Source organism: Saccharopolyspora terrae (genome assembly GCF_004348435.1).
GTDB lineage: Bacteria > Actinomycetota > Actinomycetes > Mycobacteriales > Pseudonocardiaceae > Saccharopolyspora > Saccharopolyspora endophytica.
The window spans coordinates 1-13850 of sequence record NZ_SMKS01000059.1 but is presented as its reverse complement, the minus strand read 5'-3'; the positions used below and the strand labels follow the sequence as shown (position 1 = coordinate 13850).

At 69.4% G+C, this 13850-nt stretch carries 13 protein-coding genes; 3 read left to right on the top strand and 10 right to left on the bottom strand.

Annotated elements, in window-relative coordinates; all coding sequences use genetic code 11:
- Positions 1 to 120: 120 nt before the first annotated feature.
- From E1181_RS31570 to E1181_RS24780, 6 genes are all read right to left on the bottom strand, one after another.
- Complete coding sequence (locus E1181_RS31570) at positions 121 to 288, bottom strand: hypothetical protein (RefSeq protein ID WP_165944740.1); 168 nt, start codon at positions 286 to 288, stop codon at positions 121 to 123.
- A gap of 53 nt (positions 289 to 341) precedes the next feature.
- Complete coding sequence (locus tag E1181_RS24800) at positions 342 to 1124, bottom strand: sulfite exporter TauE/SafE family protein (protein ID WP_132678318.1); 783 nt, start codon at positions 1122 to 1124, stop codon at positions 342 to 344.
- A 166-nt stretch (positions 1125 to 1290) separates the two neighbouring features.
- Entirely contained in the window at positions 1291 to 2724 is a 1434-nt protein-coding gene (locus tag E1181_RS24795; RefSeq protein WP_207922296.1) for an MBL fold metallo-hydrolase, read from the bottom strand.
- Positions 2725 to 2847: 123 nt separating this feature from the next.
- Entirely contained in the window at positions 2848 to 3117 is a 270-nt protein-coding gene (locus tag E1181_RS24790) for a metal-sensitive transcriptional regulator (RefSeq protein ID WP_132678314.1), read from the bottom strand.
- 111 nt (positions 3118 to 3228) lie between these two features.
- Entirely contained in the window at positions 3229 to 4314 is a 1086-nt protein-coding gene (locus E1181_RS24785) for an LLM class flavin-dependent oxidoreductase (RefSeq protein WP_207922295.1), read from the bottom strand.
- 84 nt (positions 4315 to 4398) lie between these two features.
- Positions 4399 to 5037 carry an isochorismatase family protein gene (locus E1181_RS24780; RefSeq protein WP_132678312.1) on the bottom strand — a complete coding sequence of 213 codons (639 nt, stop codon included), beginning with the start codon at positions 5035 to 5037 and terminating at the stop codon, positions 4399 to 4401.
- Positions 5038 to 5169: 132 nt separating this feature from the next.
- Here E1181_RS24780 and E1181_RS24775 point away from each other — a divergent pair, with 132 nt between their 5' ends.
- Positions 5170 to 6120 (top strand): GlxA family transcriptional regulator, encoded by a 951-nt coding sequence (locus E1181_RS24775; RefSeq protein ID WP_207922294.1) that lies wholly within the window; start codon positions 5170 to 5172, stop codon positions 6118 to 6120.
- A gap of 46 nt (positions 6121 to 6166) precedes the next feature.
- Here the strand turns inward: E1181_RS24775 and E1181_RS24770 are convergent, their stop codons facing one another.
- Entirely contained in the window at positions 6167 to 7531 is a 1365-nt protein-coding gene (locus tag E1181_RS24770) for a cation:dicarboxylate symporter family transporter (protein WP_132678310.1), read from the bottom strand.
- A gap of 77 nt (positions 7532 to 7608) precedes the next feature.
- Positions 7609 to 8775 carry a mandelate racemase/muconate lactonizing enzyme family protein gene (locus E1181_RS24765; RefSeq protein WP_132678308.1) on the bottom strand — a complete coding sequence of 389 codons (1167 nt, stop codon included), beginning with the start codon at positions 8773 to 8775 and terminating at the stop codon, positions 7609 to 7611.
- A gap of 99 nt (positions 8776 to 8874) precedes the next feature.
- Here E1181_RS24765 and E1181_RS24760 point away from each other — a divergent pair, with 99 nt between their 5' ends.
- Together E1181_RS24760 and dctA are read left to right on the top strand one after the other, a co-directional pair.
- Positions 8875 to 9579, top strand: a complete 705-nt coding sequence (locus tag E1181_RS24760; protein ID WP_132678307.1) for a GntR family transcriptional regulator — start codon at positions 8875 to 8877, stop codon at positions 9577 to 9579.
- 447 nt (positions 9580 to 10026) lie between these two features.
- Positions 10027 to 11400: a C4-dicarboxylate transporter DctA gene (gene dctA / locus E1181_RS24755; protein ID WP_132678305.1), complete on the top strand. Its 1374-nt coding sequence runs from the start codon at positions 10027 to 10029 to the stop codon at positions 11398 to 11400.
- 88 nt (positions 11401 to 11488) lie between these two features.
- Here the strand turns inward: dctA and E1181_RS24750 are convergent, their stop codons facing one another.
- Positions 11489 to 13270 carry a CocE/NonD family hydrolase gene (locus E1181_RS24750; RefSeq protein WP_165944739.1) on the bottom strand — a complete coding sequence of 594 codons (1782 nt, stop codon included), beginning with the start codon at positions 13268 to 13270 and terminating at the stop codon, positions 11489 to 11491.
- A gap of 227 nt (positions 13271 to 13497) precedes the next feature.
- Positions 13498 to 13850 (bottom strand): YggT family protein (locus E1181_RS24745; RefSeq protein WP_328590908.1); only part of this gene is annotated, 353 nt, incomplete at its 5' end.

Sequence of the window (13850 nt, the reverse complement as noted above, 5' to 3'; positions counted from 1 at the left end):
TCGGTTCTGTCTTCGCGCGGCCGCTCCAGCGCAGGCAGACCCCTCCGACCCGAAACGCCCTCCCCGGAAAAGCCGCCTCAACAGCCCGGCTCCTGATCACGACCGCCGGAGTCCGGCCGGCTAGCCGCGGCCGAACAGCTTTCGGAGGATTCTGCTCGCTCCTCCGGTCTTCGGCGTGCAGGTGCAGCGCTGGGACTTCGGCACTCCACCGAGCACCTGCTCCACGTGCTGGCCGCACCCGGCGTAGGTCGGCTTGCCGCAGGTGCGGCACTCGACACGACGACACATGCTCAATCACTTCCTTCTGCTTCGCGCCCCCGGTTCTCGGAGGCCGGCGTTTCTCAGCCCAAGGCCGAGGGATTGACGATCGCGGCCGCCGCGACGAACGCGGCGACGGCGAGGACGACGAAGGCGAACCAGCGGCGCACCGTGGAGGCGTTGAGCCTCGTGGACAGCCGGGCCGCCACGAGCGAGATCACCAGCGCCGACGCGGCGAACAACAGCAGGACCCGGTGATCGATGTTTTCGACCGCGTCCGCGTGGGCGGTGAGCCCGGCCGCTGAGTTGATCAGGACGACCACCAGGGACGTGGCGACCGCTTGCTGAGCGCCCAGCCCCAGCAGCAGCGTCAGCACGGGGACGACGATGAAGCCGCCGCCGACGCCGAACAGCCCTGTCAGCGCACCAACGACCGCTCCGGCGAGCACCGACTTCGGCAGGCAGGAACGCCAGTTCACGCGACCGTCCCGGGCCCGGCAGGCACCGGAGTGGTTCTCGCCGCCGCGCAGCATCTGGACCGCGACGACGATCATCAGCGCTGCGAAGGCCAGGAGCAGCCAGCGCTGCGGGACGAGCCTGCCGAGCGCGGCACCGCCGAACGCGGCCGGCACCCCTGCCGCACCGAAGACCAGCGCCACCGGCCACAGCACCGAGGCACGTCGCTCACGCGGCAGCAGGCTGCCCAGCGAGGACAGCGCGATCACCGCCAGCGAGGTGGGAATGGCCGTCTGCAGGGGTTCTCCGACGCCGTAGACCAGGGCCGGCACGGCGAGGATCGAACCACCCGCCCCGAGCAATCCCAGCACCAACCCGATCGCGGCACCGAACACCACCGCCAAGTACAACGAAATCACCTGTCCCGGTGGCGGACTCGTCGCGCCACCGCTGTCGTCGAAGCCGTGAACGTGCTGAGAGCCTCAACCGGCGACCAGCATCGGTGGTGCAGGTGCGGCCAGCAGCCCGACTGCTCGGGACATGGAGTTCCCGCCGCGATCTTCCCGGGTGCGTGGATCAGCTCCGGTGGGTCATCGGAACGCCCGCTTCAGCGGCGGCGCCGAACGCGTCGTCGACGAGCACGACCACGAGGTCGTGGGCTTCCAGCAGCGAAGCCGCAGCGGTGGCTCGGTAGCCGCTGCCGCAGTGCACCCAGACCGCACCTGCCGGGATCTCGCTGATCCGATCCTTGAGCTCGTAGAGCGGGATGTGCACCGCCCCGGTGACGTGCGAGGCGGCGAACTCGTTGTTGGTGCGCACGTCGAGCACCACCTCCGGCGCGGGCTTCCCGGCGGGATTGCCGTCCAGAGCAGCGGCCAGGTCGGCGAAGGTCGCGGTCGTGGTGCTGCGCAGTTGACCTGGATCAGCGGCGAGCTGCTCGGGGCTGCCCACCGCCGCTGCGGCGAACTTGTCGATGCCGATCCGGGCGAGCTCCCGCTGCGCTTCGGCGACCTGCTCGCGGGACTCGCCGACGAGCGTGATCGGGGCGCCCCAGTCGATCATCCAGCCCAGCCAGGTCACCATCGGCCCGTCCAGTCCGAGGCTGACCGTGCCCGCCAGGTGTGAGACGACGAAGGCCTTGCGGGAGCGCAGGTCCACCACCCACTCGCCGTGGTGCAGGCGGCGCCGCAGCTCATCCGGTTCGGCGCGCGCCGGCTCCCGCAGGTCGAGCGGTTCGGGTCCGGCTGCGTTCTGGGCACCCATGTGCGCGTAGTACGCCGGGTAGGCGTCCAGTCCGGCCAGCGTCTGCTCGACGAAGTCGCCCTCGGCCAGCACCAGAGCCGGGTTGCTGCGCTTCTGCTCGCCCAAGGTCGCCGAATCACCGGATGCCTGCGTGGCCGAGCAGAAGCTGCCGAAACCGTGAGTCGGCCAGATCTGCGCGCCGTCGGGCAGGATCGCCGCGAGCTTGCGGGCGGAAGCGTGCTGGTGACGCGCCAACTCCTCGCTCTGCTGCTCGCCCAGCAGATCGGTGCGCCCGGTCGTGCCGAACAGCAGCGACCCTCCGGTGAACACGCCCACCGGTCCGTCCTCGCCCTCCAAGGCGTAGGACAGGTGGTGGAAGGTGTGCCCGGGCGTCGCCAACGCCCGCAGCCGCATTCGCGGCGACAGCTCCACTACGTCCCCGTCGGACAGCGGCCGCCGCTCGAACGGCACCTCGTCAGCAGCGGCGACCCCGTACTCGGCACCGGTCAACCGAGCCAGCTCCAGACCACCGGAGACGTAGTCGTTGTGCACGTGGGTCTCCACGACCAGCGTGATGCGGACGCCGAGGCGCCCGGCCGCGGCGATCACCCGATCGACGTCGCGCTGCGGATCGACCACCACGGCCACCTCACCGTCGGTGGCCAGGTAACTGCGATCGCCCAGCGAGGACGTCTCGATCACCTCGACCGCCAGGCCACCCGCTGAGCGGTCCTCCCGCTTCACCGCGTTCGTCTCCGTCACCGCCATGCACCCTTCCGATCTCGTAGCCGACGTCGGCCCGCAGCACCGACCCCGGAGGCGTGTTCGTCTTGCATACCCATGGGGGTATCGGTGAACCACACGACCCCCGGTTCAGCGAAGAGGGCGAGCTCAGGCGAGCGCCAAGAACAACCGCTCGAGCTCCTGCTCCGTCATCGGCGGTTCGTCCCCGTCATCGCGAGCCTGCTGGCAGTAGCGCATCCCGCTAGCCACGATCTTGAACCCGGCGCGGTCCAGAGCACGCGAAACAGCCGCGAGCTGGGTGAGCACCTCAGCGCAGTCGCGCCCCTCCTCCATGGCCTCGATCACGCCGTTGAGCTGACCGCGCGCCCGGCGCAGCCGGGTCAGCGCATCACCCACCATCTCAGGCTTCATCTCCACGACAACCATCTCCCTTCGCCCTCTCCACCTTACATTACCCCAGGGGGTATCTGGTCCGGCGTGACGACCGGCATCGCGGAGACCGGGGCGCGCGGAACGGCGGACGATCGGTCAGCTCAGTGCGGAGGGCAGGCCGTAGTGGTCGGCGAGCAGTTCCACCGTGCGCGCCTGGACTTGGCGGGAGTGCCCCATGACCACGAGCATCACCTCGTCGACCCCGGTGCGGGCGTGGAGCCGTTCGAGGCCCGCTGCTACCTCCGGGCCGGTGCCGTTGAGGTAGTGGTGGATGTAGGTCTCGAGGACCTGCTGCTCCTGCAAGCTCGCGGGGTAGGCCTCGACCTCCTCCGGCGGGAGCAGGCTGTAGGGCCTGCGCTGGAACATCCGCAGCATGGCCATGGCCGACGTGGCCGCCTGGCGTCGGGCCTCCGCGGGGTCGTCGTGCGCGACCGCGCCGACGCTCACGAGCGTGTGAGGCTCGGCGAGAACCTCCGAAGGGCGGAAGTTCTCCCGGTACAACCGCAGAGCCGATTCCACATCGGACTCGCCGAACTGCAGGGCGAAGGCGTACGGACGGCCGAGCCGACCCGCGAGGCGAGCCGAGTGCGGCGACGAGCCCAGGATCCACGTGTCGGGCGCGTTCCCGGTGCGCGGCACGCGGTTCTGATCGTCCTGCCACGGCCCTGGGACCGCGTGGATGTTCTGGTAGGGGTGGCCTTCGGGGAAGTCGTCGCCGAGGAACCCGAGCAGTTCCAGCACCTGCTGCGGGAACCCGTCGTTGGCGTCCTGGTGCCTGCGCAGCGCCGAAGCGGTCGGCAGGTCCGTGCCGGGCGCCCTCCCCAGCCCCAGGTCGATCCGCCCCGGGGCGAGCGCCCCCAGCATGCCGAACTGCTCGGCGATCACCAGCGGCGCGTGGTTGGGCAGCATGATCCCGCCTGAGCCCAGCCGGATCCGGTCGGTCTCACCGGTCAGGCGCGCCAGCATCAGCTGCGGCGAGGACGTCGCCGCTCCCGGCATCGCGTGGTGCTCGGACATCCAGAACCGTTGATACCCCCGCCGTTCCGCCAGCTGGGCCAGCGCGATGACCTCGCCGAGGGCTTCCTCGGCGGTCTGCCCGACAGCGGTGTGCGCGTTGTCGAGCACGGAGAGGGCGAAGGGTGCGGTGCCCGAAGGCGACGCGGGGATCACGAGCTTCCTCAATTCTCACAGCGGATCGTTCATTCGTGGGGCCGCGCCCTCCGCGCCCGGCTCGGCGGCCGAGCCGGGCGCGGTGGGCGTGGGCGCTCAGGCCGCGGTGACCTGCCGGGCGCCCTCGACGGCCGAGGTGCCCAGTTCGCTCTTCGGCAGGGGCTGCTGCCCCTCGACGGCCCGGGTCCACGCCTCCGTCGACGCGACGGCGGCCCAGTTCGAGTTGAGCAGCGTCATCAGCGTCGCGTGCACCGTCTTGGCGTCGGCGACACCGGCGTCGTTGGCGAGGTTGATCGCGCCGGTCGCGTCATCGAGCACCTCGGTGGCGAAGCCCAGGCCTTCGGCCTCGACCGCGGAGGCGAGCACGCAGTTGTTCGTCATGTAGCCGACCAGGGTCACGGTGTCGACGCCCTGCTCGCGCAGCCAGTCGGCGACGTCCGTGCCGGAGTAGATGGAGCTGCGGTCCTTGACGACCTGCTTCCAACCGTCGGTGCGACGGCCGGCGATCTCCGGGTGGAGTTGGAAGTCCGGCTGGGTCGGATTGAACAGGGGCGCTTCCTCCCCCATGGTGTGCTGGACCGCGATGACGGGGATCCCGGCGGCGTTGGCGGCATCGATCGCCCGAGCGACGCGGGGCAGGGACTCCGCGTGCGGCGGGTGCTGGATCTCCAACGGGCCGTCGAAGTAGACCTGCTGGACGTCGATGACGACGAGCGCGCGTCGAGGGCTGTTCACGAGGTTCTCCTTGGTGGTCACCGATGCGCCGCTGCGGCGCCTCGAGACCCATCGTGCCCGCGTTCTCGCGAAGCGACGAGTGGCGCGAATGCCGATGTACGATGGATTCACGCCACGACGAGAGGAGGACGGGTGCGCGTCGGGATCTACGCGTTCAACGACGTCACGATGTTCCACCTCGCGGTTCCCCAGATGGTCTTCGACGAGGTCACCCGGCAGGGCTTGGGAGCGTGGGAGACGTTCCTGTTCAGCGATCGCCCGGGCACCGTCCGCACCGACGAGGGCTATCGCATCGGGGGCATCTCCGGGCTCGCCGACGCTCGCGAAGCCGACGTCCTCGTGATCCCGTCCTGGTTCATCGACGGCCGGCCCGCCAGCACCGCTGTGCGCACGGCGCTGACCAGCGCGCACGGGAGCGGCGCGACGATCGTCGGGCTCTGCCTGGGCGCGATCCCCGTCGTCGACGCCGGTCTGCTCGGCGGGCGTCCGGCCGTCACGCACTGGCAGGCCTTCGAGCTCCTGGCGCAGCGGCACCCCGAACTCGACCTCGACGACTCCGTGCTCTACATCGACCACGGGGACGTCCTCACCTCCGCGGGCACCGCCTCGGGACTGGACGCGTGCTTGCACCTGGTCCGGGCGCGCCTCGGCGCGACGGCGGCCAACAGGGTCGCGCGCAGCCTGGTCATCGCACCGCACCGAGAAGGCGGGCAGGCGCAGTACATCGAGCGCCCGATGCCTCCGCGGTCGGAGGACGACGCGATCTCCCGAGCGATGGAGTGGGCCGAGCAGCGCCTGGCCGAGCCGTTGCCCGTCGAGCGGCTGGCCGCCACCGCCCACATGAGCACCCGGACGTTCGTCCGCGCGTTCCGCTCGGCGACCGGAACGACCCCGGCCGGGTGGGTCCGCGCACGCCGGCTCGACGAAGCCCGCCGGCTGCTGGAATCCAGCGACCGCTCCGTCGATCAGATCGCCGAGGACTGCGGGTTCGGCAGCGCCGTGACGATGCGCCAGAACTTCTCGGCCGCGTTCAAGGTCTCCCCCTCGCAGTACCGCCGGCGATTCCACGCGGACGCGCACTGACGGGAGGTTCGCCGGTGTGCGTTCCGCACGCCGGCGAACCTCCGGGTCAGCTCTGCGTCCGGTTGGCGACGGCGCGGTCCTCGGCCGCGTCGTGCTCGGCTTCGATCCGCTCGAGTTCGGCGGCTCCGGCGCGCAAGACCGCGTTGGCCCTGTCGACGTCGAAGTCCTTCTCCCACTTGCCGATGACGATGGCGGCGACGGCGTTGCCGAGGACGTTGATGAACACGCGCCCCTCGTTGAGGATGCGATCGATCCCGACGATGAGGGCGAGGGCGGCGAGCGGCATGTGACCCACCGCGGTGATGGTGCTCGCCAGCACGATGAACGCGCCGCCGGCGATCCCGGCGGTGCCCTTGCTGGTCAGCATCATGACGCCGACCATGACCAGCTGCTGCTGCCAGGACAGGTCGATGCCCAAGGCCTGGGCCAGGAACAGCGACGCCATCGTCAAGTAGACCGCGGACCCGTCGAGGTTGAACGAGAACCCGGACGGGATGACGATTCCGACGACCGGTCGCCCGATCCCCATCATCTCCAGCTTCCGGACCAGTTGCGGCAGAACCGCTTCGCTGGAGCAGGTCGACAGCGCCACGAGCAGTTCGGCCTTGAGGAATCGCATCAGGCCGAACAGGCTCAGCTTGCAGGCTCGCATGATCGCGCCGAGCACGATGATCACGTAGAGCAGGCAGGTCGCCGTGAACAGCAGGATCAGATAGCCGAGCTGCTGCAGACTGCCCGCGCCGTAGGTGGCCACGACGGTGGCCAGGGCGCCGAAGGTTCCCAGCGGCGCCAGCCGCATGACCCAGCCGACGATGCGGAACACCACTCCCGACAGGGCCGAGATTCCCCGGGTCAGCGGCGCTGCCTGGGGTCCGGCCATGTTCAGCGCGACGCCGAAGACGATCGAGACCACCAGCGCGGAGAGGATCGCGTCACCGGTGATGGCGCCGAACAGGGAATCCGGGATGAGGCTGGAGATGAAACCCGTGAAGGTCGCGTGCTCTTCGGTGACCTCCGCGGGAATGCTCCCCGCGTCCAGCGCCGCGGGGTCGACGTTCATCCCCTCGCCCGGCCGGAACACGTTGCCGACCACGAGACCGATCAACATCGACACCAGCGACAGCACCAGGAAGTAGCCGATCGCCTTGGCCCCGATGCGACCCGCTTTGCGCAGGTTGTCCATCGCGGCGATGCCCGTGGTGATCACGCAGAAGACCACCGGGACCACGATCATCTTGACCAGGGCGATGAACCAGTCGTTGAGCGGTTTGAGGTCATCTCCCACGGACGGGAACGCCAGGCCGACGGCCACGCCCAGGATCGCCGCCACCACGACCTGGAACCAGAGTTCACCTATCAGCTTGCGAAAACGGGATCGCTGCGGGCGATCCGGGGTTGTCGTTGACGACATCGCTTCTTGCTCCCTTGCACGACGTTGTGGGCGGGTGGAAGACCGGGCGGGACCGCACGTCGCGGCCCCGCTGTCGCTCAGCTGTGCAGCTCGCGCAGAACTTCGTGGAAGGCGGCCTTGCTCTCGAATCCGATGCCGGGCGTCTCGGTCAGTCCGACATAGCTGTTCTCGACCACCGCACCGTCGGCGAACCCGCCGGTCGGCTGGAACTCACCCGGGTAGGACTCGTTGCCGCCGAGCTTGAGCGCTGCGGCGATGTGCAGGGAGAACTGGTGGCCTCCGTGCGGGATGCAGCGCCGCGAGGACCAACCGTGCTGCTTGAGCATCTCCTGCACCCGCAGGTACTCGGTGAGCCCGTAGCTCAACGCGGGATCGACCTGGATGTAGTCGCGATCCGGGCGCAGACCTCCGTAGCGGATCAGGTTGCGCGCGTCCTGCAGGGAGAAGAGGTTCTCACCGGTCGCGATCGGGCCCGCGTAGTGCTCGCAGAGGGTGGCGTTGAGCTGGTAGTCCAGCGGGTCGCCGACCTCCTCGTACCAGAACAGCCCGTACTGCTCGATGGCCCTGCCGTATTCGAGCGCGGTGGCCAGGTCGAACCGGCCGTTCACGTCGACGGCCAGGCGCGAGCCGTCACCGTCGAGGACCTGCAGCACGGCCTCGATGCGTTCGAGGTCTTCGGCGAGGCTCGCCCCGCCGATCTTCATCTTGACCGCGCTGTAGCCCTGGTCGAGGAATCCCCGCATCTCGTCCTGCAAGTCGCGCAGGCTCTTTCCGGGTGCGTAGTAGCCGCCCGCGGCGTAGACGAACACCGAGTCGTCGGGCTCACCGTCGCCGTAGCGGTCCGCGAGCCAGCGGTGAAGAGGTTGGCCGGCGAGCTTCGAAGCGAGGTCGAACAGCGCCATGTCGACCACGCCGACCGCCACCGAACGCTCGCCGTGCCCGCCCGGCTTCTCGTTGCTCATCATGAAGTCCCACGCGCGGGTGGGGTCGAGCTGGCCGTCCTCGGCGAGCAGCGCGTCCGGGTCCGCGTCCAGCAGCCGGGGAACGACCCTGCGGCGCAGGATCTCCCCGGCGCTGTAGCGGCCATTGGAGTTGAACCCGTAGCCGACCACCGGTTCGCCGTCCCGCATCACGTCCGACACGACCGCGACGATGGAGCAGTCCATCGAGCTGAAGTCGATCCAGGCGTTGCGGATCGACGAGCTGATCGGGACGGTGCCCTCGTGCACTGCGGTGATCTTCATCGGACCACTCCTCGTTGTAATTTATAAATTTCACGCCGATGCTAGAGTCGGGACGAGTTCCAGCACAACCCCTGATTCAGCGCGGAGGAGAAGCGAGAGATGGGCGGCGCGCACGCGTTCTCCAGCAAGGGCGACGTCGCCTACGTCGAGCTCCGCGAGCGGATCCTCTCCGGAGCGCTGCTGCCCGGTTCCCGGCTGGCCCAGCACGAACTCGCCGCCGAGTTGGACATGAGCCTCACCCCGCTGCGGGAAGCGGTGCGCAGGCTCAGCAGCGAAGGCCTGATCGACCTCGACTCCCAACGCGACGCTCGAGTGGCGAGCATGAGCGCCGGTGAAGCTCGCCAGCTGTTCGAGGTCCGCCTCTCCCTCGACCCGACGGCCGCCGAGCTCGCCGCCGAGCGGCGCAGCGACGACGACCTCACCACGCTGCGCGCGGCCGCAGCGCGCCTGCTCCCCGTCACCCGCGCCTGGGGCGAGGAGGCGCTGACCGCGCACCGAGCGTTCCACCGGGCCCTCTACCTGGCCTCGCGCAACGACGTGCTGATCCGGATGCTCGACGACCTCTGGGACAAGTCCGATCGCTACCGCCGCATCGGCCTGGAGCTACCGCCTGGCGAGGAACCGCGCACGCGGGACCACCGCGAGCACCACGACCTGGTCGACCTCGTCGAAGCCGGCGATGGCGCCGGTGCGCGAGAGCTCATGCGCGCCCACATCGAGCGCAGCCTCACCGGCTCGGCGATCGACGCCCTCGAAGAGCGCGAACGCCGCGCCACGGGAGAAACGACCTCCGAAGCGAGCTGACGCACGGACGTCGGGCCACACGGCTCGCGAGCCTGAGCCGGCGGTCGAGATCCCGCATGCAGCAGCGCATCTCGGCTCGTCGTCGACGCTCCTCGCACCGCCGGACGACATCCGCGCCAGCACCAGCCGCGGCCGGGCCGCTCGCCAGCCCACTTGCCAACGAAGAGGACTGGCACAGCTGGCTTTTGAGCATGTCGTCCATCAACACCAAGGCGTGTAAGGGGATTTCGACGCCGCTTCCGTCCGGTCGAACGATGTGACCCCAGGATTCCGAGAGACCGCCGGTGCCGACCGTCCCGGGCGGCCGGAGCGCGGACCAATTTCAACATTTTGTTGAGAATATGGGGCGCTTTCGTCCAGGAAACGATTCTTGACGCGGGTGACGGCGGGACTCACACTTCAGATCAACATTCCGAAAGTATATTTCCACATCACGAAAGAGGGATCGTGTCTGCTGTGTCAGCGCAAGGGGCGCGAAGTCCGGTTCGAAGCGTTCTGTCATCCCTGTTCGTCCAGGTCCTCATCGCCGCCGTCCTCGGCGTCCTCGTCGGCCACCTCTGGCCCGGTTTCGGCGAATCGCTGAAGCCGGTCGGTGACGGGTTCATCCGCCTGATCAAGATGGTCATCGCCCCGCTGATCTTCTGCGTGGTCGTCGTCGGCATCGCCAAGGCCGGCGACATGCGCTCGGTGGGGCGCATCGGGCTCAAGGCCCTGATCTACTTCGAGGTCGTGACCACGGCCGCGCTCGCGCTCGGCCTCATCGCGGGCAACGTCGTCCAGCCCGGCGCAGGCCTCAACGTCGACCCCAGCACCCTCGACACCTCCGGCGTGGAGGCCAAGACCGAGGGCGAGCAGATGCCCGGTGCCGCCGACTTCGTGCTGCACATGATCCCCGAGAGCGCCGTCGGGGCCTTCGCCGACAACGAGCTGCTGCAGGTCCTGCTGCTGGCCGTGCTGTTCGCCGCAGGACTGCTGCACGTGGGCATCGACCGGGCCCCGCAGGTGTTCCACTTCATCGAGCAGGCCGGCGAGATCATCTTCAAGATCATCGGCTACGTCATGCGGCTGGCACCGATCGCCGTCTTCGGCTCGATGGCCTACCTGATCGGCCAGTACGGCCTGTCCTCGCTGTCGACCTACGCCAAGCTCATCGCCGCCTGCTACGGCGCGGCGGCGCTGTTCATCATCGTGCTCGGCGTGCTCATGCGCGTGTTCACCGGACTGAGCCTGATCCGGTTCGTGCGGTTCGCGCGGGAGGAGTTCGCGCTGGCCATCGGGACGGCGTCCAGCGAGTGCGTGATGCCGCGCATGATGGAGAAGCTGGAGCGCGCCGGATGCCGGAAGGAGGCCGTCGGCCTCGTCGTGCCCACCGGCTACTCGTTCAACCTCGACGGCGCGTCGATCTACCTGTCGCTGGCGACGCTGTTCATGGCCCAGGCCGTGGGAGTCGAGCTCACCATCGGGCAGCAGATCACCGTGATCCTCGTGCTCATCCTCACCTCCAAGGGCATGGCGGGCGTGCCGGGCTCGGCGTTCATCGCCCTGTCGGCGACCGCATCGGCGGTGGGCGTGATCCCGGTCGCGGCCGTCGCGCTGATCCTCGGCGCCGACCGGATCATGGACACGATGCGCGTGGTCACCAACCTCCTCGGCAACTGCGTGGCGACCTTCATCGTGTCCAAGTGGGACGGTGCCCTGGACCCGGCGCAGGCACGCGAAACCCTCGCCACCCCGGAGGCTTCCGCCAAGGCGCTGCTGTCCGAGCGCTCCGAAGCCGAACAGGCTGCGACGCAGGACGACGAGCGTGAACTGACCAAGTGAACCGATCCCCTGGGCTGCGGTTCCCGGGGCCTTCCACGACGACAGCGGGGCGACTCGAATTCGAGTCGCCCCGCTGCGGTCTTCCTGGTCAGTTCCCGCCGACCGGTTCGACGTAGCCGCCGGTGAACACCGAGTCCGGCGGCGGATCCGCCAGTGGGCCCGGGAGGGTGAAGTCGACGGCTCCGCCCACGGCATCGGCTGGGGCGGCGGCCCGCTGCTGTTCGAGGTAGCCGGCGAGCTGCACGCCCGGGGCGCCCTGGACCGTCATCGTCCGGCGGTGTTCGAGGAACGGCAGGTCCACCGAGCCGCCGCGGACCGTGACGGTCTGGCCGCTGGGCGCGGCCATGGGCCACCAGTCCTGGTTGTTGTCGGTGACGCGCACGCCGATGCGGTGACCGGCCGGCAGCTTCCAGTCGGCGCCCCAGAGGCGCAGCGGGACGGTCGACTCACCGGGCTCGCGCACCAGGTGGCCCTGGCGCGTGATCAGCGGGCCCGTGCCGTCCGGGCCGAGGTCGTAGACGTCGACCACCAGGTTGGCGTTGGGCATCGACGTCGTCACGTCGACCGAGGCCGCCGGCGAACCCGAGAGGTGCACGTCGTGCGGCAGCGGGTTCGACACGGTCCACACGCCCGAGGTCACGGCCGGATCGGAGGGCTGACCGGACGAGGAGTTCGCCGCGGTCGAAACGGACTGGGCGTGGTCGACGTAGGTGCCGCTGTTCAACGGCGTCCGGAACTCGCGCATGTCCGCCGCAGGCCACCGGGCCTCCGAACGCCACACCCCGTCGTTGGTCTGCACCGCGTGCGGCGGGTCCGGGACGGTCGGCGCCTGGTCCTTGAGGAAGCGGTCGTAGAAGCGCATGACCTCGTCGAACCAGCCCTGACGACCCATCTTGAGGCGCCCGGTCTCGTCGACGTCGTTGCCGCGCACGTGCTCCCACGGGCCCAGCCAGCTCCGCTCATAGCCCGAGTGGTTGTCCAGGTACTCCTGCATCCCGTCGGCGACCGTGTTGTTCTCGGTCAGGCCCTGGGTGAGGAACAGCGGCACGTTCGAGCCCACGGCACCGGGGATCAGGTTGCGCTCCTGCCAGAACGCCGAGTCGTGCCGGTCGTTCCCCGCCTGCTGCGCCAAGTTCTGGGCGAGGCAGACCGGGTCGTTGAGGCTCTGGAGGTTGTACTGAGGAGCATCGGTGATCGGCCCCGGTGTGGCGGCGATGCCGTCGTAGAGGGCGGGCGTGGCGACCGAGTTCAGCCGTCGCATCCCGTCGCCGTAGAGGTACCGGTAGACGTCGTACACAGGTTCCTGGCTGACCACCGCGGCCAGTCCCGGAGGCCGTTCGTTGACCCCGATCAACCCGGTCAACCCGTCGTAGGACTTGCCGTACATGCCGACCCGACCCGTCGACCACGGCTGGCTCGCCGCCCACTGCACGGCGTTGACCACGTCCGCCTTCTCCCCCGGCCCCGACCAGTCCAGGCAGCCGGTGGAACCGCCGAAACCGCGCAGGTCCACCATGACGAACGTGTAGCCCTTCTCCAGCAGCCCGGAACCCTCGACGAAGTCCTGGAACCGCTCCGAAGCACCGTCGTTGGGCCCGATCGGGTCGTACGGCGTGCCTTCCACGGCACCGGCCGGTCCGGTCTGACCGGAGTGGTTGAAGTACGGCCCGATCGAGACGATCACCGGTGTCTTGTCGGTGGGCTCGTAGCCCTTGGGCCGCAGGACGTCCGCGTGCAGCGTCGCCTCGCCCGCGCTCGACGGGGAGGAAATCCACGCCTCGCTCCACTCCGCGTCCGGGTACGGCACACCCGACGCCTGCGCCGGCGGCACCGCCGGCACCATCACTCCCGCGATCGCAGCTGCGCCCACCGCAGCGAGCCTTCTCGACCTGCGCACTGGCATCCTGAGACCACCCTTCCCGCACCGGGACGACCTCGACCGACGAGTGGCGCACCGCGAACGCGGCCCGGCACCCGTCGGGAGGCTAGGCGCTCGAACGGATGAGGCGAGGAAACTTGCTCACACCGTTACGGCAGGCGGAAGCCGCCGGTCCGGATCACCGGCGAAGCGGCCCCAGGTCTCCCAGGACGCCGCGGCTACAGGTTGAAGGCGACGGAACGCAGGATCAGCACGACGACGAACACGGCGGTGAACGCGAGGTCGATCGAGATCTCGCCGGCCCGCACCGGCCGCAGCACCCGCCGCACCGGCGCGATCACCGGCTCGGTGGCGGTATGAGTCAGCGCCCGAGCCCGCCTCACCCAGTGCGGCCCCTCAGCAGCCGCCCGCGCCCAATCCAGCACCAGCCGCGCGACCAGCACCAACAGGAACGCCGTCAAGGCGTACCCCAGCAAAGTCCCGACGGCGCTCATGACCAACTCCCACGTGTTTCCCGGTTCGGCTTCACACCCGCACCAACGAATCACCCCGCCCAGAAGTGCCCCCGGGT